This is a genomic window from Bifidobacterium intestinale (assembly GCF_023656765.1).
In the GTDB taxonomy this organism is placed as follows: Bacteria; Actinomycetota; Actinomycetes; order Actinomycetales; family Bifidobacteriaceae; genus Bifidobacterium; species Bifidobacterium hominis.
On record NZ_JAMOKR010000006.1, the window covers coordinates 20,083 to 41,958 of the forward strand.

General features: G+C 54.7%; 13 protein-coding genes and 2 pseudogenes. 6 read left to right on the top strand and 9 right to left on the bottom strand.

The genetic code is table 11. The features are described 5' to 3' along the window. Positions 1-112 precede the first annotated feature (112 nt). From NBH13_RS08155 to NBH13_RS08790, 3 genes and pseudogenes are all read right to left on the bottom strand, one after another. Positions 113-1,900 carry an ABC transporter ATP-binding protein gene (locus tag NBH13_RS08155; RefSeq protein WP_144171095.1) on the bottom strand — a complete coding sequence of 596 codons (1,788 nt, stop codon included), beginning with the start codon at positions 1,898-1,900 and terminating at the stop codon, positions 113-115. A gap of 30 nt (positions 1,901-1,930) precedes the next feature. Continuing rightward, positions 1,931-2,710: pseudogene (locus tag NBH13_RS08785) on the bottom strand (ABC transporter ATP-binding protein); the annotation flags it as partial. Between the two features lie 158 nt (positions 2,711-2,868). Beyond that, positions 2,869-3,871: pseudogene (locus tag NBH13_RS08790) on the bottom strand (ABC transporter ATP-binding protein); the annotation flags it as partial. A 402-nt stretch (positions 3,872-4,273) separates the two neighbouring features. Here NBH13_RS08790 and NBH13_RS08165 point away from each other — a divergent pair. Beyond that, a complete protein-coding gene (locus tag NBH13_RS08165) occupies positions 4,274-5,365 on the top strand; it encodes an alpha/beta hydrolase (protein ID WP_180753734.1) in 1,092 nt (363 codons plus the stop codon). A 309-nt stretch (positions 5,366-5,674) separates the two neighbouring features. Here the strand turns inward: NBH13_RS08165 and NBH13_RS08170 are convergent, their stop codons facing one another. Next, entirely contained in the window at positions 5,675-5,911 is a 237-nt protein-coding gene (locus NBH13_RS08170; protein ID WP_099571528.1) for a hypothetical protein, read from the bottom strand. 3 nt (positions 5,912-5,914) lie between these two features. Here NBH13_RS08170 and NBH13_RS08175 point away from each other — a divergent pair, with 3 nt between their 5' ends. Next, positions 5,915-7,162, top strand: coding sequence for an ATP-binding protein (locus tag NBH13_RS08175; protein ID WP_250779538.1), 1,248 nt, complete (start codon positions 5,915-5,917; stop codon positions 7,160-7,162). 111 nt (positions 7,163-7,273) lie between these two features. Further along, on the top strand, positions 7,274-8,095 hold the full coding sequence (locus NBH13_RS08180) for an alpha/beta hydrolase (RefSeq protein ID WP_099571530.1): 822 nt from the start codon (positions 7,274-7,276) through the stop codon (positions 8,093-8,095). A 267-nt stretch (positions 8,096-8,362) separates the two neighbouring features. Here NBH13_RS08180 and NBH13_RS08185 read toward each other — a convergent pair whose 3' ends face one another. Then, positions 8,363-9,493, bottom strand: coding sequence for a glycoside hydrolase family 172 protein (locus tag NBH13_RS08185; protein WP_250779560.1), 1,131 nt, complete (start codon positions 9,491-9,493; stop codon positions 8,363-8,365). A gap of 186 nt (positions 9,494-9,679) precedes the next feature. Continuing rightward, on the bottom strand, positions 9,680-11,929 hold the full coding sequence (locus NBH13_RS08745) for a glycosyltransferase family 2 protein (RefSeq protein ID WP_144171093.1): 2,250 nt from the start codon (positions 11,927-11,929) through the stop codon (positions 9,680-9,682). Positions 11,930-12,225: 296 nt separating this feature from the next. On the opposite strand from NBH13_RS08745, the gene NBH13_RS08195 reads away from it, so the two are divergent. The 3 genes from NBH13_RS08195 to NBH13_RS08205 all read left to right on the top strand — a co-directional run bounded on the left by NBH13_RS08195 (position 12,226) and on the right by NBH13_RS08205 (position 17,198). Further along, the gene (locus tag NBH13_RS08195; RefSeq protein ID WP_250779539.1) at positions 12,226-13,494 is read left to right on the top strand and encodes a chitinase; all 1,269 of its coding nucleotides are present in this window, start codon (positions 12,226-12,228) and stop codon (positions 13,492-13,494) included. Positions 13,495-13,592: 98 nt separating this feature from the next. Next, entirely contained in the window at positions 13,593-16,049 is a 2,457-nt protein-coding gene (locus tag NBH13_RS08200; protein ID WP_250779540.1) for an EAL domain-containing protein, read from the top strand. Between the two features lie 132 nt (positions 16,050-16,181). After that, positions 16,182-17,198 carry a LacI family DNA-binding transcriptional regulator gene (locus NBH13_RS08205; protein WP_250779541.1) on the top strand — a complete coding sequence of 339 codons (1,017 nt, stop codon included), beginning with the start codon at positions 16,182-16,184 and terminating at the stop codon, positions 17,196-17,198. Between the two features lie 79 nt (positions 17,199-17,277). On the opposite strand, the gene NBH13_RS08210 is transcribed toward NBH13_RS08205, so the two are convergent. From NBH13_RS08210 to NBH13_RS08220, 3 genes are all read right to left on the bottom strand, one after another. Next, entirely contained in the window at positions 17,278-18,633 is a 1,356-nt protein-coding gene (locus NBH13_RS08210; RefSeq protein WP_502801767.1) for an N-acetylglucosamine-6-phosphate deacetylase, read from the bottom strand. A 290-nt stretch (positions 18,634-18,923) separates the two neighbouring features. Then, the gene (nagB, locus tag NBH13_RS08215) at positions 18,924-19,736 is read right to left on the bottom strand and encodes a glucosamine-6-phosphate deaminase (RefSeq protein ID WP_250779542.1); all 813 of its coding nucleotides are present in this window, start codon (positions 19,734-19,736) and stop codon (positions 18,924-18,926) included. A 68-nt stretch (positions 19,737-19,804) separates the two neighbouring features. Beyond that, complete coding sequence (locus tag NBH13_RS08220; protein ID WP_250779543.1) at positions 19,805-21,817, bottom strand: beta-N-acetylhexosaminidase; 2,013 nt, start codon at positions 21,815-21,817, stop codon at positions 19,805-19,807. Positions 21,818-21,876: the final 59 nt, after the last annotated feature.

Here is a 21,876-nt window from a genome sequence, read left to right on the forward strand (position 1 = left end):
CTGATAATTTGCGGCTAGCCGCCGGCCGAAAAACGACAAGCGGCTAGCAGGAAGGCTGATTTCAAGCCAATCAGCCTTTCAAGCCAATCAGTCCAAGCCCTAATCAGCCCATTTAGACCTTGATCATGGCGTATTGGGAGTCGTAGAGGCGATAATAGGCACCACGCTTGGCAAGCAGCTCGGCATGGTTGCCTTGCTCCATGATCTGCCCATGATCGATGTAGCAGATCATGTCCGCGTTCTCGATGGTGGACAGTCGGTGCGCGATGATGAAGCTCGTACGTCCCTTCAGCAGGTGGTTCAATCCGGCCTGAAGCGCCTCTTCGGTACGCGTATCGATATTCGACGTGGCCTCGTCGAGAATCAGAATACGCGGATCGGCCAGCAGCACGCGGGCAAACGCGATCAACTGGCGCTGACCTGCGGAAAGCGTGGAACCACGCTCCTCCACCACCGTGTCATATCCATTCGGCAAATCCATGATGAACTCGTGCGCATGCACCGCCTTCGCGGCCGCTTCGATCTCGGCATCGGTCGCATCCAACTTGCCGTAGCGAATGTTCTCGCGCACATTGCCGGAGAAAATGAACGTATCCTGCAGCATGACGCCCATCTGCCGACGCAACGATTCCAACGTGACCGAACGCACGTCATGCCCGTCAATCGTCACCGATCCTTCTGCAACGTCGTAAAAACGCGACAGCAGGTTGATGATCGTGGTTTTGCCGGCACCGGTCGGGCCGACCAACGCAACAGTACTGCCTGGTTCAACATGCAGATCGACCAGATTGAGAATATTACGACCGTCAGGCTCGTAACGGAAAACCACATCGTTGAAATCGACGCGACCTTCGATTTGCGGCAGTTCAGTCGCGTCAGGCGCGTTACGAATCTCCGGCTGCACGTCAAGCGTTTCGAAAATACGCTCCAAATATGCGGAACAGGTGATCAGCTGATTGTAGAAATTGCCGATGCTGATAACCGGATTCCAGAAATTGTTCGCATACCCGACGAACGCGATCAGCACGCCGGTGGAAACGTTCACCGCGCCAAAGCCCGTAACTCCCACATAGTAGATGAACGCGATCGTCATGACGGAAATGGTCTGAATGCCCGGCCACATGAGGAACTGGATGTGCACGGCCTTCATCCACGAAGTGCGCACGTCGTTCTGCTGCTCCTGGAAGGTTTTGAACTGTGCAGCCTCCTGGGCGAAGGTCTGCGTGGTTTTCACGCCGGCAATCGACTCGTGGATGAACGCGTTGAGATTGCTCTGCTTGTTCGACAGCACCTGGTACGCGCGACGCTGAAAATGTTGCAACATCAGCACCCACGCGATCAGGAACGGGAAAAGCACCAAGCTGAACAGTGCGAGCCGCCAATCGACCACAAACATGACCACCAAGGTGATCAGGAACGTGAACACGTCGGAAATCACATTGATCAAACCGGAACTCAACGTGTCGGAAAGAGTGTTCACATAATTGACCACGCGAATCAGGATTTTGCCGTGCGGACGCGAATCGAAATAGCTGAACGGCAGCGTTTGAATATGCGTGAAAATATCGCGACGCATATCTTTCAACATGAGCTGACCAACTCGAGTAATTTCAACGGTACGATAGCGCAATCCAAACTCATAAATCACAATAAGCACGGCCATCAATCCCGTTAGTTCACCAAGTAAGGTGAGATTTTTCGACGGAATCGCACTATCGATCATGATTTTCGTCAAATATGGCACGACTACCGCAATGCAGCTCATCATTACGACGACGGCGAGAATGCGTGCGATACGCGACATATATGGTTTTAAATAGACGCCGATACGCAGAATATCGTGCAGATTAATATGCTCTTCCAGCTCTTCGTCTTCACGGAATGTATTACGTTTTGCCATGGGTTTTCCTCCTTTCTTGCCTTAGCTGCGTCACGCTTCGAAACCATGGGAACGACCCGCCTGCAAGCCGAGCTGCTTGTAGTAGATCTCCCAATATCGGCCATGCGCGGCCACGAGTTCGTCATGCGTGCCGCGCTCCACAATGCGGCCGTGTTCGAGCACAAGAATCAGGTCGGAATCTTTCACCGATGAAATACGGTGCGCGATGGTGACGATGGTTTTCCGCTCGTCCAGCTCGCGCAGGTGACGTTGGATTTCCGCTTCCGTTTCCATATCGACGGCGCTGGTCGTATCGTCCATGATGAGGATCGACGGATTGTCCGCAAGCGCACGGGCGAGGCTCAGGCGCTGTTTTTGCCCGCCGGAAAGGCCGACGCCGCGCTCTCCGACCACGGTATCGTAACCTTCCGGCATGCTGCGGATGAAGCCGTCCGCACCGGCGATGGTGGCCATGCGGCGAATGTACTGTTCGTCGTATTCGCGCTGTTCGCCCACACCGAAGCTGATGTTGCCGCCAATGGTGTCGGAGAACAGGAACGTGTCTTGCGCGACGACGCAGACTTGCGAGCGCAGTGTGGCAAGCGGCCAGTCTCGCGCGTCGACGCCGTCGATGAGCACATGGCCTTCGGTGGGGTCGTAGAAGCGGGAGATGAGGTTGACGAGGGTGGATTTGCCCGCGCCCGTTTCGCCGAGAATGCCGAGTTTGGCGCCTGCCGGAACATGGAAGTCCACGTCTTCAAGCACGGGGGTGTTCGGTTCGTCGGGGAAGGCGAAGCTGACATGCTGGAAGTCGATGCTGCCGGCGATGCGGGTCGCGTTAGTCGTTACCTGTGTTGTCTGCGCCGCTTGTGTCGCCGACGTTGTAAACGTCGCCTGCGATTGCGAGATGTTGCCAGTTGCATCGTTTGCACCGTTGGCATTGTTGGCGTTGTTCGCATTCGCAGTCGCGGTATTCGCTTTTGCGCCGACTCCCGGCTTTTCCGTGATGTGCGACTGAGAGGTGAGCAGTTTGCGGATTTTGATGCAGGATGCGTTGAAACGCTGCCAGTCGTTGATCAGCCATCCGGATTGGCGCACCGGCCCGTCGATCATCCACAGGTAGGAATTGAACGCCACGAGATCGCCAAGCGTCATGCGCCCGGTGATTACCAGGAATCCGCCGAGGCCGAGCGTGATCAGCTGCAGCGAGAATCCCAATCCGTCAAGCCACGGCATGTATTTGCGGCTGTTGTAGGCCTGAGCCATGTTGCGTTGCATGTAATCGTCGTTGCGTTCGTCGAATTTTTCGGTTTCGTACGGTTCGCGTACGAACGCTTTGATCACACGGTTGCCTTCGATGTTTTCTTCGACCATCGAATTCATTTCGGCGAGCGAGTTGCGGATGGCGAAGAACAGCGGCCTTGCGTGCGTGGAAAGTCCGCGCGTAAGAATGAAAATGAACGGCGTGACGCATGCGAGCGCGAGCGCGAGACGCCAGTCGATGGTGAACATCATGGCGAGCGCGCCGACGAACATGACCACGCAGTCGAGCACCTGGTAGCTCACCCAGCTCAACACGTGGCGGATGGCGTCGGTGTCGGAGGTCATGCGGCTCATGATGTCGCCGGTGCGCGTGTGGTTGAAATACGTGAAGTCAAGTTCGTGCAGTTTCTCGTATTCGTCGCTGACGAGACGAAATACGGAGTTCTGTCCGAAACGTTCCATCCACATTTGGTAGCCGTAGCGCGAGGTGACGCGCACGATGGTGAACACGATCATCATGATGCACAATCGTGTCAGTTCGTCGACGTGTCCTTGCACGATCACACGGTCCACAATGATGCCTGACAATATCGGAATGATGAGCGCCATGGTGTTGTTGACGCAGAACAGCACTATCGCACCGGCCACTCGCGGCAGGTCAGGTTTGCAGTATGGCAGGATCCATTTGAGGTTGCCTGCTTCTGTATTTCGATTCGGATCGACGTACATACGTGGCGTTCCTTCAGATTGTTTGCTTGGGTATTTGGGTTTTCGTGGGCTGTTGTTGCGTTTGTTCGTTGCTTTTACGGCCATTCGTTGCCGTTACGATTCACGTCCGTCGTTTGTCGAGCGTCCCGTTGCCGTCTCTCTATCGGTCGAAACCCCTGTTCGGATTCGCAAACGCGACCTATTCTATGCGAACCGTTTTTCGACGCAACGTGGGCGATTTCGGCGTGTCGAAATCGCAGTAAAATCAACGCATGCGCCATTACATAAATTCACTGTGAGCGCAATGAAATGTGGATGATTGCGGTAGCGCTTTCCGTATCGAACCGGTACGATATATCGAAGTGCGGCATTCCGACGACGGCAACGACCGCAATCGTATGAAAAAATCACGAAAGGACGGCAATGATGGCGGATGAACAGGCGATCATCGCGCAATATGCGGAAAAATATGGTCTTACCGACGAGATGATCAAGCATGCGGAACGTTGGACGGAAACCACCGTCGATCTTGCAGGACTTTCCGAAGCGCGACTTCAAGGCATTCTCGACATGCGTTTCAGTGCAATCGCGGTTGACACCCCGCGTTCCGAACTGTGGCACACACCGGAAAGCATCGACGTAATCGACGATATTCCTTACCTTCCCGACGGCGGCTACGATGCGGAAGCCGGGCAGTGCAGAGGGCATTTGCTCGACCTGTATCTGCCACATGACGCGGTGCTACGTTGCGGGCATACACTACCGGTATACATCGATATACATGGCGGCGGTTTCACCTATGGATACAAGGAATTGAACCGCAATTTCAACGTGCATCTGGCCGAAACGGGCTTCGCCGTGTTCTCACTGAATTACCGCCCGGCCCCACAGACCGATCTAAAGGGTCAGTTGGCGGATGTTCAAGCGGCATTGCGCTGGATCAAGGCACATTTGGCGGATTATCCGGTCGACTCGAACGCCGTGTTCCTCACCGGCGATTCAGCTGGCGGCGCATTGACCATGCTGACGCTGGCGATTGAGAACAACGCCGAGGCTGCGGCCGCATTCGGCATTGACGAGCCTTCCGGCATTGGATTCGCAGGCGCGGCTCCCGTGTGCGGCGCGTACAGTTCCGCATCATTGGAAACCATGGGCAGCAAGTTGACCGTTGGCTACGATCCGAACCGCCGCACCGGCCTCGAACAGATGCTGGGCGTCGAATTCTTCGACGGCATCGAAGCCGCCGACCCGAAGTTCCTCACCGCCGAAGGCCTGGCGTTCAACGTCGACCTGCCGCCACTGTTCATCGTGACCTGTGGCGACGATTTCCTTGAGGCCGATAATCTGGCGCTCGCCACCGCACTGGCACGCAAGGGAGCCGATTTCGAACTGTTCGACCCGAAGCCACGCCGCCACGAGACACTCGGCCATGTATTCGTGATCGGCATGCCATGGCTTGAGGAAAGCGTGGAATGCTTCGAACGTCTGCGCAGATTCTCGTACGAACGCTGCTAACTCACGAACGCCAGCACACAACCGCACAACCACACACAACCACTGCATAATCACAAACATCGCAACGGTCGACCATATGCCAATAAGCGCGGTCGGCCGTTTCTTTTTACACATTCAGAACGGCATCAATCGCAAATCGCATGAATCCTGTTCAGAAAAAGAAAGCCGGCGGAAGAAGGGCCGCCGGCTGAGAGAGAAGAGAGAAGAAGGGTTCAGTTATGGGGTTCTTCAGGAACCTCGCCAGCCGTCATAACCGCTGACATGTTCTATATAAGCGCCCAAGTCTTAGAGGAATGATGCGTGTTCCTGTCAATTCGCTGGGAAAAATGTATCGGACATGTAAGCGGAACATACACATTCGTGAATTCCGTCGAATGATTGCAACATTATTTCCGATTTGCCCAATCGCACGTCCATATCACTCACCCACTCTGCAAAATCATCCATTTCACTGGACGATTCTGTATTTTCCACAAAATCATCCAGTAAAATGGACAATTCTGCAAAAATCGCAAAATCATCCATTTCACTGGACGTTTTCGACATATCATGGATAACATCAATATCATTTCAGCAGGGCAGAGGTTCCACATGGTCACCAGTGAGCTTATCGAGCGACCGCAGTACACCGATTGGCTTCAACGGTGGAAAGACCGGGATGTCATCAAGGTGATCACCGGTCTGCGACGTTGCGGAAAATCCATGGTTTTAGAGCTTTTCCGCCGTTCGCTGGTTGCGGAAGGCATTGCAGAAAGCCGTATCATCTCCATTAATTTCGAATCTCTCGACGCACACTATCCAACCGATTACCAGTCTTTATACGATTACATCGTTGAGAGACTGCAGCCGAACTGCACCAACTATGTTTTTCTCGACGAAGTACAGCACGTCGAACATTTCGAAAAAGCTGCGGACGGACTGTACGTGCGTGATGACGTCGATTTGTATATCACCGGATCGAACGCAAATCTGCTTTCCAGCGAATTGGCAACACTCCTCACCGGACGATATGTCGAACTTAAGATGCTGCCACTGTCTTTCTCGGAATACCGAAATGCATTGCAATCAACAGCAAATGACAATGCGCTGTTCGACCGGTATCTCACATATGGAGGACTCCCCTACGTCACGCAGCTCACCGAAGATCGGGACATCGCCGACTATTTGGGAGGCGTGTTCAACACCATTCTTGTAGCGGACATCGCACAGCGGAACCCCCGTATGGATATGCGGGCATTCAACGATGTAGCTGCATTCCTCGCCGACAATGTAGGTAATCTTGCATCACTGAAAAGCATGTCCGGAGGCCTCGCCGCAAGCGGCCGCCGCATTTCTCCCACCACAATCAGCGGGTATATCGAAGAAATGGTTCGTAATTACCTACTTTTCGAAGCAACCAGATACGACCTGCAAGGCAAAGCGTATCTGCATAGCGAATCCAAATATTATTTGGGCGATATGGGATTTCGATTCTGGCTGCTTGGCAAAAGGCAAGGCGACCTCGGACACCGCATCGAAAACGTGATCTACTTGGAATTGCTGCGACGGTACAGCACCGTTTCGGTCGGCAAGCTTCGGGGCGGAGAAATCGATTTCGTCGCATCCGACGCCAACGGCCCGCACTACTATCAGGTTTCGCAAACCGTGCTTGACGAGTCGACACTTGCGCGGGAACTGGCACCATTGCAGACCGTGCGCGACAATCACCCCAAAACGCTGCTCACTCTAGATACCGTCGGTCTCGGCGACTACCAAGGCATTCAACACCGCAACATTCTCGACTGGCTGCTCGAGTAGGACGCACTCTCCCGACTGCACAATTTGCATCCACGGATCACAAGGTACGAAAAATAGCGGGACCAGATAGTTCCTGCATAACGTGCGTCGTGTTCCACCTATGATGGATATATGAAATATTTCGAACACGAAATTCTTGGCATCGATGGCAGCGCAGCGAAATTCGTCGGATATTGCCTTGACAACAGTGAAGAAATCGTTCCCGATCGTGTACGTCCGTCCGTTCTCGTGATTCCGGGCGGCGGTTACGAAATGACGTCCGATCGCGAAGCGGAGCCGATCGCGATGCAGTTCCTCGCGGCCGGTTTCAATGCTTTTGTGTTGCGATATTCGGTAAAACCTTCCGTTTTTCCAGTTGCGCTTTTGGAAGCTGCCGATGCGATGAAGATGATTCGTGAGCATGCCGCTGAATGGCATGTTGATCCGGAGGCGATTGCTGTAATCGGTTTTTCCGCGGGTGGTCATCTGGCTGCGAATCTCGCCACGTCCACCAGCGATGACGTGCTTGAGGCACATGGATATGACCCGGATGCGGTGCGCCCGAACGGTTTGATGCTCGCCTATCCTGTAATTACGTCTGGCACGCTCGCGCATCGCGGCAGTTTCGACTCGCTGCTTGGCGAGCGACGCAACGATCCGGAAGCGCTCGAATCCGTGTCGATCGAACGCCATATTGACACCAAAACACCGCCGGTGTTCGTATGGCACACCGTTCCCGACGAAGTCGTGCCATATGAGAACACACTGATGCTGATCGACGCCTGCAAGAAGGCTGGCGTCAGTGTGGAGGCGCACCTGTTCCCGAACGGCGGTCACGGACTGTCGTTGGGCACTGCGGAAACCGCATGGCAGGGCGTCAACGGCATCGAACCAAGCATGCAGATCTGGACACAACTGGCTGTTGCGTGGATGCGCAGAACGTTCGCACGATAATCGGCACAGCAGGCGTTGCGACATCTAATCCCGTCTGCACAAGTCGCATTTCCCGTCTGCACAACCCACACCCCGCGTCTGCACAACCCACAAAATTGGGTTAAAACCCGAGTTGTGCAGGCACAGAACGCAAGTCGTGCAGACAGCACAACGCCCCCGGACCGACCGGAAAGACTGGAAATCGCAAGTTCAGGGGTATAAATGGGCCGATTGCTGTCTGCACAACTCTTGAATCGGCCCGATTTTGCGGGTTGTGCAGACAACAATTCAGCGAGGCTGACGGAAGCGACGATCGCCAATCGGATCGAACGGAGTATGCGGCTCGAGCTGATACCAGTATGCGACGGAAGCGACGTCGTCCTGACGCTCGAAATTGCCGCCCTCCTCAGTACCGATCTGCTGCCATTCCACACGCAAATCATGTTCGAAATAAATCGGATCGGGAATGTGCCAGCGATACAATCCGCGGGTCACCGGCGTATTCACATCCCAATACGCGCTCTCGCGATGCGAGGCGAGACGCTGCGAATAGAATGGGAAACCGACATACGGCGCACAGAACGTCTGCTCATACATGTGCCCGTGCTCGTCGAAATCGGCAAAACTCCACGCGCCACCGAAATAATCCTCGGCACCGGTGCTGCACCACGTGGGATACCGGTCGTCCCCATCGATGTACATCTTGACTTCACCCTCGCCCCACCAGCGGCTTTCCAACGCGGTGAGCGCCAGATACGTGCCGATATATGCGCCACGACCGTGCACGCCGTCGAGCACCACATAGTCGCGGGCCAGTTCGGTGACGCGCTCGCGACGCCACTGCGCATGGAAACGCATGGTGTCTGCCGGAAGCGCGTCATATTCGGTGTAATCGATTTGGTAGAAGAACGCGGGAACGTCTTCATTGTGATCGTTGCGAAGCACGATGCGCGCATGTTCAAACGGCATGGAGAAATAGCAGTTGAAGCCGCGATTAGGCACGACCACCACCGGCATCGAATTGACTCGACAAGCCTGCGCGTGACCGCAGCAGAAGAAGTCGCCGATCGGGCATTGCACGGACGGGGTTTCCTCGCCATCCCAATAGAATTCCAAGATCAGGTTACGAAGCACGTTCGGGCCGGTAGGCGACGTGCGGTCAGTGACGGTCATCCAAATATGGCGGATCACGCCCGGGCCATCCACGTCCATCAGTGTGACGCTCTCCCCCGCTTTCACGGTTTGAATGCACGGGCTGCCCTTGCGCGACGGTCCAAGCGCACTGGCCGCAGTGGCCGCAGTGCCCTTGCCGCCCGTGGGATTCTCGGCGTTCACACAACGCGTACGCCCCGGCGCCGCAACCGCAAGCGAGTCAAGCGGATTGCGCGCGGAGAACGCACCCAACGAATCGACCTGCATATCATGATACGAACTTTGCTGCATAGCGCTCCAATCGTTATCTCGAGTCATAAGAAACCCCTTTTCCCGCTACTTTACGGCATCCACAACAGTGCCACACGGAGATTCGATCCAAACACGTGACAAGATTTTTTGCTACACGGCTTTTTAAACCCCAAGAAAGTGCAGACAGACACGGGGAGCGCGCTACAGCGGGCGGGACTCGTAGATCATTTGACGATCGCCGAAGTAGAGGGCGTCACGCCAGGAGGCCTTCTTGCGGGCCGCTTCCTGCTGCGGTTCCTTGATCGGTACGAAGAACCAGCGAATCAGGCCAACCACCATGTCTTGCACGGAATGCCAGATGCCGATATACGCGGTCAGCGCCCAGAACGTCACGATCGCATTGAATCCGGCGAACACCGCGTTACCCCAATTATGCGAAAACGTATCGGCATAGAACACCATGCACGAATAAATAATGATCACCCACGGCATCGTCACATACAAGGCCGGAGAAGCGGTACGATTATTGACTTTCGGCGTACGCGCAAACGGAATCTTCGTATTCGTCATGCCCTGCTGAATCGACTTGAGCGTACCGGAAAGATTCACCGTCAACAGCACGATATTGAAACCGTAAATACGGAAAATATCGGAACGCTTATACCCGTTACGCTTCAAATCGCTCGACATGGTGGCAAAATACGGCAACGAAGCGAACACCACCCATGGGCTCAGCAACCGCTGATCGAACGGATACGCCAACAGGAACATCAAGCCGAAGCTCGACCATGCGATGGACGCCATGTAGTTCACGCGCAACGCCCACTCGCCCAGCTTCACATCATTGCCCTGCTGATGCCGCGCATGCACAATGCGGAAGAATTTGCCGATGATCAGCAGACCACCGTTCGCCCAACGCCGCCGCTGCACCACCAGCGAGCCGAAATCCGGAGGCGTGGCACTATAGCTCAACCGCTCCGGATAATTGACCAAATGCCAGCCGAAATAGCCCAAATCAATACTGGATTCGGTGTCTTCGATTACCGTACGATCCTGAATATACGTTTTCACCGTACGCGTGCCCTCGGTCGAGACCACGCAAATATCGTCAAGCGCGGCCTTGCGGATCACCGCATTCGCACCCACCCAGAACGTGGCATCATAGTACGTCATACCCTGATGCAGCATATGCTGAATGTCAGTGGTGGCGGCCGCAATACGTTCGATTCGCGTCGGCGCTCCACGATACGAGGAATACGGAGTCTGAATCACGGCCACGCGCTCATTGCCCGGCTGTTCCATCTGGTACACCAAACGCAGGCAGTAATCACGCAGCAGCATGGAATCGGCATCCAACGTCAGCACATATTCGGAATTGCGCATCACGAAATCCGGAGATTCGCCCTCACGCACGTCACGCAAAATCACCCCATCGGAAGTTTCCACACGTTTGAGCGAGTGTCCCATCAATCCGATGAAGGAATTCAGATTCATGGCCTTGTTGCCTTCGCGGGAAGTCGATGCGTACAGTTTGCGTTCGAAAGACCATCCTTTTGCGGTGAAGATACGCACCAAACGTTCATACAGTTGCAGAATGCGATTCGCGTCGACATGCTGCTGCAATGTGATCGATTCGTTCAACGCCTGTTCCGTCAAACGCAGGTCGCGTGCAAGACCGCGCAATACCTGATCGCAGAAGAAATCGTCGGTATGATCTTCGACCAGCCATGTGTCGGCCTTATGCTCCAACCATTGCGCGGCCGCACGATAGTCTTCCGCACAGCGTGCGACCACGCTACGCCTTGCGTCCATCTGATCGGCGAACGCCGCAGCGGTTTCGTCGCGCGCTTTTGTGAAACGTTCCGCAGGTGCCGCCAATTCGGCTAATACTTTCGGCATGAGTTCACGGCTTGCTTTGAGAATCGCTCGCGCCTCATCATTTTTAGGATGCGGAGGATCGTCGATTAGGAGTACGACTGCAAGGTCGGGAAATTCCTGCAATGCCGCCGACCAGATTGTTTTTTCGACAACTTTCGGCTGTTCCACATACGATGGGATCAGTACGGTGATGCCTTTGTTGTAGTTATGTGCGAAATGGTCGTCGAGCATCGCCCGAGGCACGCGTTCATGTCGGATGAAGCGATATAGCGCGCCCTGCCGTGTGACCAGATAGACGAGCGCACTGAAAATCAGCGTGGTCACAATCGTCATGTACAGCACGCCTTCAACCACGAAACGTAACGTGAGCGAAGGATTGTTGACGAACAATGACAAAATCATCGTGATCATGTAGATAAGCCATGAAATAACCGTGCAGATGATGGCAACGTAACCGAGCACAACGCGCGTCGGCGAAGGCTTGCCATGCATAATCGCAAGCGGTTGTGTGGAGGTTTCCGCTCCCCACTGATGTTTGCGATCACCACCTTCAGCATCCCCTATTCTTGCCACCTCAAACCCCTTTGAATTGCCGGCGCCGCCTCATCGACGCAAAAACATACATCAATGCCTAAAATCTTCGTACCAGCCACATACTACACTCCCTTACTGTTAGCAAGATATAAGAGAGCCAGCGCACGAGAGGGATACCCAATCCCCCGTAAAATCACCCGCCTGCGCACTGAAGCCAAGCGGGGCATAGCCCGCTCGACCACCCGATGCCCCCATCGGCATGGTAGCTTGACGATTCTTGATGAAAGGGAATGATGAAACCCTTGTTTCCGGGAAGGCGATTTTCCTTCCTCCGATTGTTCATAGCGATACTGTGCATCGCGCTCGTTGCTGCCGGCACATGGTCGTGGATCACCTTCACGCGAACGGCGGCTAAGAAATTGCCGGAACCCTGGTTCGGCGGCTATGTGGACGTGACCGCGACACCCTCATATGAGTTTGAATCCAAGGTAGGCAACGTCTACCGGAATGTGTCCCTCGGTTTCATCACCGCCGGCGACGGCTGCCAGCCCAGTTGGGGCGGCTACTACACGCTCGACGAAGCGGCTTCCACGCTTGATCTTGACAGCCGTATCGCGCAAACCTACAAAACCGACCGCACGGTAACCGTCAGCTTCGGAGGCCAGAACGGTACCGAGCTGGCCGCCGCATGCACTGACATCGACGCGCTTGCCGACGCATACCAGCAGGTGATCGACCGCTATCACATCACCTCGCTCGACTTCGATATCGAAAACAAGAATCTCGACGGCTACAGCGAAACCGCAACCCGGCGAGCGCAAGCCGTGGCAAAACTCATCGCCAATGAAAAAGCGAAAAACAAAGGAAAAGACGATACCAGTCACGATCTGATCATCAGCCTGACGCTTCCAGCTGACGCGAAAGGCCTTACAATGCAAGGAATGCAAACCGTGAATGCGTTTCTGGACGCTGGCGTGACGCTTTCCACCGTGAATCTCATGACCATGGATTTCAACGTGGCATCCACGTCGATCACACAATCCACCCTGATCAAAAGCTCATTGAACGCGGCCCACGCGCAATACAAAACCTTGCTGTACAGTCGCGGCAAACTCTTCAGCGACCATCAGATCTGGGAACTGCTGGGAGCCACCGTACTCATCGGCCAGAACGACACCAAAAACGAGTATTTCACGCTCGACAATGCGCGCGAAATCAACACGTTCGCGCTAGAAACAAGCCTGGGCCACTTAAGCATGTGGTCGCTGAATCGCGACCAGCAATGCGGCGAAAACTATACGAACACAAACACGCTCAAAACATTCTGCAGCGGCATGAAACAGACGAACGGCGAATTCGCCACCACCTTGGGCTCGGGCTTCCGAGGCACACCGGGCACGCTCGTCGATTTCGACAATGCACGTTGGAATTCCTCGCAGCAGGCCTACCCCACATGGGAGCCAGACGTATTGTACAAGCAAGGCGACAAGGTGATCTGGAACGGCGATATCTACGAATCGTTGGGCAACAACGAAAACGAGCAGCCGGACAGCGCCGAGGAAGGCACGAACGCACCGTGGCGCATTATCGGACCGGTGCTGTAGCCGGCGGCAACGCAAGCAAGCACAAGCAGACATAGGCAGGCAGACGTCACTTCTTCAGCAAGAAGCAACGTGAAACAAGGGAACGAAATCAGGCAATCATGACATCGAAGCAATCAAAGCATCAGGCAATCAACAGCAGCCAGCCAAAAGACGGTATCAGAAAACCAGCCAGAATCACCATTCTGGCCATCATCTATGCGTTGTGCATTGCGGCCGCAATCGCATTCCATGCGCAGGAAGGCGTGCAGCAACTTATGGAAGACCCTGCGCGCATCTGCATATGGTCGCTGTGTTTTCTGCTGTGCCTGATCTACCACAAAAAGCGTTCGTCGTATCGCGTTGCCGCCGAACACACCGTGCTGCCACCGTTGACCGTCATACTGCTGGTAACCGGCTATTTCCCCAACGTGGCCATGTTCCTGATCATCGTTACCATCATCACGTCGACCATCACCGCACGCAGTCTGAAAATCGGCATTCTTCACGCCGGAACCACACTTGCGCCAATCCCACTGATCAAAATATTATTTGCGAATACTTCTCACGTACTGTCGATTATTATCAGACAGAATTCCGTCAATGCTGCGATTAATCCTTATCAATTTCAGCATTGGTTGCTGCCATTACTGATTATGACTGCTGCAGTGCCGATTATTCGATTGATTTGTGATATTGTAACGTTCTTTTTTGTACAAATTCCGATTCGTAAAGCCATGCACGAGTATTCGCTGTCTCACATTCTTGCCATGGCTTTGGCTGATTTGATGGCGATTGTGTGGATTCCCGAAATTCTGGAGTTCGCCAATATTGGCTCGGATACTGCCACCGTGCTTTCCGTGTTCATGCTGGCACTGATCGCCTGCTCGCTGTTGCTGATGACGGTCGATACGATGAGCCGGCTCGCGCGATCCCGAAGTGCGTTGAAATGCATAGCGAATGTGAGTGACGCGCTGCCGTTGCCGAATCAAGTTCCGGAAGAGACCGTGGTAAGACGCATTAATCGTGGTCTCACCCGCATGCGCTGTTTCATCAGCAATGCAAACAATCTTGATAAAAGAGGGTATTCCTACCGCTATTCCGCGCCTATTTCCACCGGCTCGCGACAGTATTATCTCGCGACGGAACGCAGTATTTGGAATCGTCCGTTCATGTCGACCGACGAGACGATATTGCTCACCTGCGGCGAAGTGCTTACCGAATCGTTACGCGTGAACAAGGAAGTGACGCTGCTGCGCACCGAATCGGAAACGGATACGCTGACTGGAGCACTCACGTATCGTGCGTTCATCGGGCATTTGAAGAGCCTGCAAACCGAGAATGTGCATAATCTGGTTGCCGTGGTGTATTTCAGCGTGGAGCATTTGCGCACCGTCAACGAACATTATGGACGCAAAATCGGCAATGCCGTGCTGCGATCCGTGGGCATGCGTTTAAGCCAGCTGCTGCCGGAAAACGCCACGCTTTCGCGCGTGAACGGCGCGGAATTCGCCATGATCGTAACCGATGTGACGTCAACCAGTGGTGTGGAGGAGTTGGCCACACGCATGCGCAATCTTGCCGTCATGCCGGTGTATACCGAAGAAGGCGAGGTTTCCGTGGACGTGTCGAGCAGCATTTCGTTCTCGAACGCGACGGACGGGTTCGCCGTGCTGCTTGCCGATGCGAGCGCGCACATCTACGAGTCGGAGAGCTCCAATCTGCCCGTAGTCGACGGCATGACGTCCACGCTCGCCGCGCAGAATGGTTCGGGAGACTATTTCAACGCTTCCGACGTGCTTCGTCATGCGATCGAAGACAATACGATTTCCGTGCTCTACCAGCCGATTTTCGATGTGAATACGAAACGTATCACTTCGCTGGATACGATTGTGCGCGTGCATGACGCGAAGGGCCGTACGCTGGCACCGTATTTCGTAACGGCTGAAGCGCATCGTCTCAACATGAGCGTGCAGCTGACGCTCGACGTGCTGGAAACCTGCGTGAAAGACATGACCGCGTTCCGCAAGGTGGCACCCGAATTGGATATTGTGGACATTTGCATGAATGGTTCGGAATTAGGCGCGTCCATCTTCCACGAGCGCTTGGAGCAGTTGACTCATGAGCAGCCACAGCTGCGTTTCGGTCTGCAGTTGGGATCGCATGCCATTCATGTGGTGCATGATGAAGTTGATGATGAGGTTGCCGCTCTTGCCGCTTTGCCGAACGTCGAGTTGGGTTTGACCAATGCTGGCACCACGTATTCGGAGGTTGCCGCGTTCGCGCATCTGCCATTGGATTTCGCACGATTCGACAAGACGGTGGTTCGCGATTTCCGTACGCCTCGCGCAAAGCAGATCATGCAGCGCACGCTCGAGATTTCGCGCGATAACGATGCGTTCCATGTGGTGTTCGATGGCGTGGAGTCCCTGGACCAGGTTGAGTTCATCCGTTCCATCGGAGGCACGCTCGCCGAGGGCACGCTGTTGAGCAACGCCATGAGCGCCAACGAGTTCCTCATGCGCCTCGAAACCATGGGCACTTCATTGCCCGAAGCCGCCCCGAGGCAAGCTGAGTAAAGAGGAGTCTCGTTTGTCGCACGATTGCTTCATCTCGTGAAACGCTTAGAGGGAATACGGCAGGATGGAGGCATATATGCTAAATTAATTAGTAAATGTGTTTAGCCAACGATGGCTTCGAGGAGGATTCGAATGGCCACTATCAGAGAGATAGCGAAACGGGTAGGTTTCTCCCAAGCCACTGTTTCGAGGGTTTTGAAGGACGATCCCACCTTTTCGGTGAAGGATTCCACCCGCGAGAAGATTCTAAACGCTAGTCTAGAAATGGGGTACAAGAACGTACCGCAATATCAGCGCATTACCATTCCGCAGGATGTCGCGATTCTCGACAATGTCGTTCCCGACGAGGGTTTGCAGGACGTGTATTTCGACGAGTTGCGCGAAGCGCTCGTCAAACATGCTGAAGAGCAACGCATGAACGTAACCATGCATGAGGACGTGGATTCGCTGATCGCCAATGCCGACAAATACGCCGGATTCATTTCGATCGGCCCATCGCCATTGGGTCGCAAGACGCTGCACCACCTGCATAGGAAGCTTCCACACGGCGTATTCATCGACATCAATCCTGCGCCGGAATTGTTCGATTCAGTGCAACCCGATTTGGAACAGACCATATTGGATGCAATTGACGCGCTTACGACATCCGGCTGCTCGCGAATCGGTTTCATAGGCGGCTTGGGCACCATTATGGGCGAGCATGAATATCCGGAAGATATTCGTACGTTCGCATTCCGCAATTGGACGCTACGTTTGGACTTGGACGTGCAGGGATTGGTGTATGCGAATGGCCCATTCACTGTGGAAAACGGCCGTTTGCAGGGGCATCAGTTACTGCAGGATCATGCGGACGATCTGCCCGATGCAGTGATCGTTGCAGCCGACCCGTTGGCGGTTGGCGTGCTACAGGCGTTTGCCACCGAAAATGTGATAGTGCCACAAGATATCAAAGTAATCAGCATCAACAATCAGGAGATCGCGAAATACACATCTCCCGCATTGTCGTCGTACGACATTAGCCAGGACGAACTCGCGAAAGCCGCAGCGCTCATGCTTGCCGAAGCACTGACCGCGAATCGCACGATCAGCCAGCATATGCGAATCTCCACCTGTCTCGTCGCACGCGACAGTTTCACCCCGCAAGACTGAAAACAAAACTCGAGATACAGCAAGGACCGGCATCCTGTTACGGAGCCGGTCCTTGCAATTACGTTTCAGCAATCACGCCTCAACGAAGAAGGTGGGCGTCGCACCAGACGTGAGAGACGGACCAAGTGGCGGGGTCGAGCAGGAGCACATCGGCAGCGTAGCCGGGGGCTAGCAGACCGAGCGGATTCTTGGTGACCGGGTTCGCACGGTCGAAACCGAATGCTTTGGCCGGAGTCAATGTGGCGGCTTCCACTGCGTCGGTGGGCGCGAATCCTAATTCGAGCACCGCACGCTGAACAGCCTTTTCCAATGTCAGCGTGGAACCGGCAATCGCACCATTCGACACGAGCCGAGCGTGACCATCAATCACATCCACATCCAACGCACCCAGCAAATAATGACCATCCGGGCAATCGGTGGCAGCCATGGCATCGGTTACGAATGCCATGCGATGCGGTGCGAAACCGAATCCCAAACGCACCATCGAATCCTGCACATGAAAACCATCATTGATCAGCTCGATAGTGACGCGCGGATCTTCAACGGCAGCCGGAATCGGACCTGGCTTACGATGATGCAAGCCATTCATCGCGTTGAACATGTGCGTCATAATGCCGGCACCCGCATCAAAACCCCTGCAGGCAGTTGCATAATCGGCATCGCAATGCCCTACCGCAGGAACCACTCCGGCCGCTGCAAAACGACGAATCGCATCAATACCGTGAGGCAATTCGGGCGCAATGGTAATCTGCCGCAAACAGCCGTTTGCCGCTTGCAAAAGACGATCAACATATTCGGGAACCGGATCCTTCAAGCATTCCGGATCATGCGCACCTTTGCGAGACAACGCGAGGAACGGACCTTCCAAATGCGCGCCAAGAATGTCAGGGCGAGCATTCATCATGCCACGCACGGTTTGAAGATTGGCGCACATCACATCAAGCGGATTGGTGATCAAACTGAGCACTTGGCGGGTGGTGCCGTGCATCATATGACCTGCGCGAGCCGTGCGTATGCCTTGCACGCCATCATCGAAGGAGCTCCCCCACGAACCGTGCGCATGAATGTCGACGTAACCGGGAGTCATCATGCAGCCTGCAGCGTCGGTTACGGAACCGGTCGAACCGGTCATGGAATTTCCGGAACCAGCCGAACTGACCGAACCGGAATCAGCATCGGCACCAACTGCAGCCTCCGCATCCAAACCGACGCTTGCGCAAGCCGCAGCAAAATCATCGTCCCGATTACCAGTCGCAATAATCGCACTACCATCGGAAACTATCCAATAATGTTCCGCAACACCTCGCGCATCGACTTTGCGCGCATTGTGAATCGCAAACGGGCGGGCCGACTGCGCCAACGCAATGTCCACCTCATTCGCAAAACGCTCCCGAGACTGTTCCATATTCAAACCTTCCGACTCACTTCCAGCCATATTCCTCAATTAACATCCAATTCTTCCAGTCAGTGGAAGAATTACCCCGCCGACAAGCCCATCAGCGTCCAAAAACCTCCAGTCGGTGGAGAAATCCTCCCGCTAACAGCCACCTCAGAGTCCCAATTCCTCCAGTCACTGGAAGAATTGGGACGGCGAAATACCCTCGTACTGTCCAAAAACTTCCAGTGAGTGGAAGAATCATCCCGATGACAGGCCGAAAAGCGTCCAGAATGTTCCAGCGAATGGAAGAATCCGGACGCTAGCGGACACCGACTGCGGAGCAGCAATCAGATGTGCTGCCAGGCGGGCTTGTGAGCGTAGGCGTAACGGTAATAGTCCTTGTGACGTAGGCGGCTCGCAGCCTCTTCGTCCACAATAATGGTGGCGTGCGGATGCATTTGCAACGCGGACGCCGGACAGAACGCGCTCACACCACCCTCCACCGTTTCGGCCACAGCTTCAGCCTTGCCTGATCCGAAGGCAAGCAGCACCAAGTGACGAGCCTTGAGAATCGTACCAATGCCCTGCGTGATGCAATGCGTAGGCACCTTGTTGATGTCGTCGTCAAAGAATCGGGCGTTGTCGATGCGCGTCTGTTCAACCAGCGTTTTGACACGCGTGCCGGAAGCAAGCGATGATCCCGGTTCGTTGAAACCGACATGCCCATCCGTGCCAATGCCCAGAATCTGCACGTCGATGCCACCCGCCTCTTCAATTGCCCTGTCGTAGGCAGGTCCGGCAGCCGCAATGCGTTCGCCGTCGCTCAGCGGCGCCCCGTCAAGCACGTCACCAGGCACGTGCACCAAATCAGGGTTCAGTCCAAGCGGTTCCACAACAGTGCGGTGAATGGTGGAATGGTACGACTGCGGGTGATCAAGCGGCAATCCCAAGTATTCGTCCAATGCGAAACCGCGCACCTGCGATACGTCAATATGCTCGCTGTGTACAATGCGTGCGAGCGACTGGTATGCGGCGAGCGGACTGGATCCGGTTGCCAGACCCAATACCGCATTCGGCTTGGTTTTGATGAGATCGGCGACTGAACGGCCGTAAATATCGCCCGCTTCGCGCTCGTTTTTCACGATGATGACTTCGGTCATGATGTTCCTTTCATTGAACTTGGATTGACGTTCTCGTTTGCTGATTACTTGAGAATTTGTTTGATGATTTATTTGCTGATTCGCCGCAACTCGTCGGCCGCTTTCCACACGGTTTCCTGAATGCGATGCAGTTCCGATGGTTGACTCGTCACAGCCCATTCCTTCGCATAGGCCTCGCACCAGCATTCGAGATCGCGTGCCAGCGCACAGCAGTCGGAGGGCTGCTGATCGTCAACGTCATGCGCATCACGCACGTCATGCGCGCCGGCGAGCGCGAATCCCACTCGATTGAGCAACAGCTGGCCTTCCATGGCGATACGCACGGCAGCTGCAATGCCCGGCTTTCCTATATGCGCCATAATCGGCGCAATTTCAACCATGCATTGCTGCAGCTTACGATTGGCTTGCGGAATTCGTTCGATTGTCGTTGCCATATTGCGCATCATGCGATCGCGCGCCTCACGCAAAGTCAATGCGTTTCCCGGATTGGCAAGACGCTCGGTCAAGCATGGGATAGTTTGCGCAACATCGGTATTGCAATTTCCCGTACCATCATCCAATTCGAGATATTCCACAAGCTCACGCCAAGTGAATGCGGCTTGCGCGGAAGCGCTACGGAGCAATGTGACGAACCGTGCGCTGCAATCGTCATATTCGACGCGCGAAATACGCGCGAGCAAATCATTTTCGGCACTATTTTCGTCAGTATCTCCAGCAATATTTTCTGTTGGATTCCACGCATATTGCGCACCGAATATCATGCCAGGCACGGCCATGCGCGGATCGTTGACATGCCCAAAATCGCCCCAATCGGTGACGAGCATGCCTTCCGCACCGCAGTCGCGGCCGTATCGTGCGATGCGTGCAATGTTGTTCCACGCGTCGTCGATGCGAGGGAGCAGCGCATTCCACCCCCATACGGCCGGGCATACGATTTGTTTGGCTCCGGCTTTCGCCACAAGTTGGATTTTCTCGTCGGTCGCTTTCGGTTCGTACTGCCAGTTCAGCAGGGTGACGTTGTTTGGCAGGGTTTCGAGAATTTCCGGCATCTCGATGGCGATGTCTCCCCAAAACATGGGCTCATGGCCTTGCTGGGAAAGGTGTTCGCAGAGTTTGCCCACGTATGTTGCGTACAGCGTTGCGACGCCTACGCGTTGAGCTTCCTGCTTCGACTTGCCTTTGCCGAGGTCAAAGGTTTCGTCGGCGCAGATATTGAATCGTTTCGTGCGGAAAAGTTGCAGGTACGAGTCGACCAGTTGCGTGGAGAATGCGAAGGCTCGATCGTCGGCGACGTTGAGCGTGTGGTGCCTCATGCGTTCGATGAAGCTGAACGGCCGGTCTGCGTCTTCGGGGAATTCGCCAAGTTCGCGCAGTTCCTGCGTGCGCATCGCCACGTATTGGTGGCCGAATGTGGAGACTGACGGCACGAGTTCGATGCCAAGGTTCGCACAATATTGGTCGAATTCGAGTATGTCTGCCGGAGTGAGCGGGCTTGAGCCACGCCACGTTTCGCTCATGCCGTCGAATGCGAACGTATGCTCGATGTAGAGCTGCAGCTGGTTGTATTTGTAGAGGCAGAGTTTGTCGGCCCACTGTTTGAGCCATGCGAGCGTTGGCACGCGGCCGCGCGTCGCATCTAAGTAATATCCCCTGATCTGATATGCGGGAGCATCTTCGATCTGCAGCACTGGTAGCACGACACCGTTTTGCCGTATGAGCTGACGCAGGGTCTGCACACCGTTGCGCACACCCTCGAAATCGCGAGCGGTAATCGCAATGCCGTTAGTATCGACAGTCAGCGTGTATGCACCGGGAATGCCATCTTCTTCCGCTGCGCCCGAATCCGCAATATGCAAACTGATGAATCCAGGCCACATGTCGCCAGTCGCAACATCCCAATCAAACCCTGTCACGGAATGTATGTCGGCAACAAGCTGACGTGCAAGCAGATAATCGCCATCGCCAATTGCAATGGATTCGTTCACACGGTCCGCGTAAGGCAGCAATACCGTACCTTCGCCGACCGTTATACTGCTTGGTTCGGGAATGATCGCCCATTCGCGGGTGTTCTCGCTTGTCATCGATTTGCCTTTCAGCTTGCTAATTCGCCGTTTTACGCGGATTATCGTGCGATTACCTG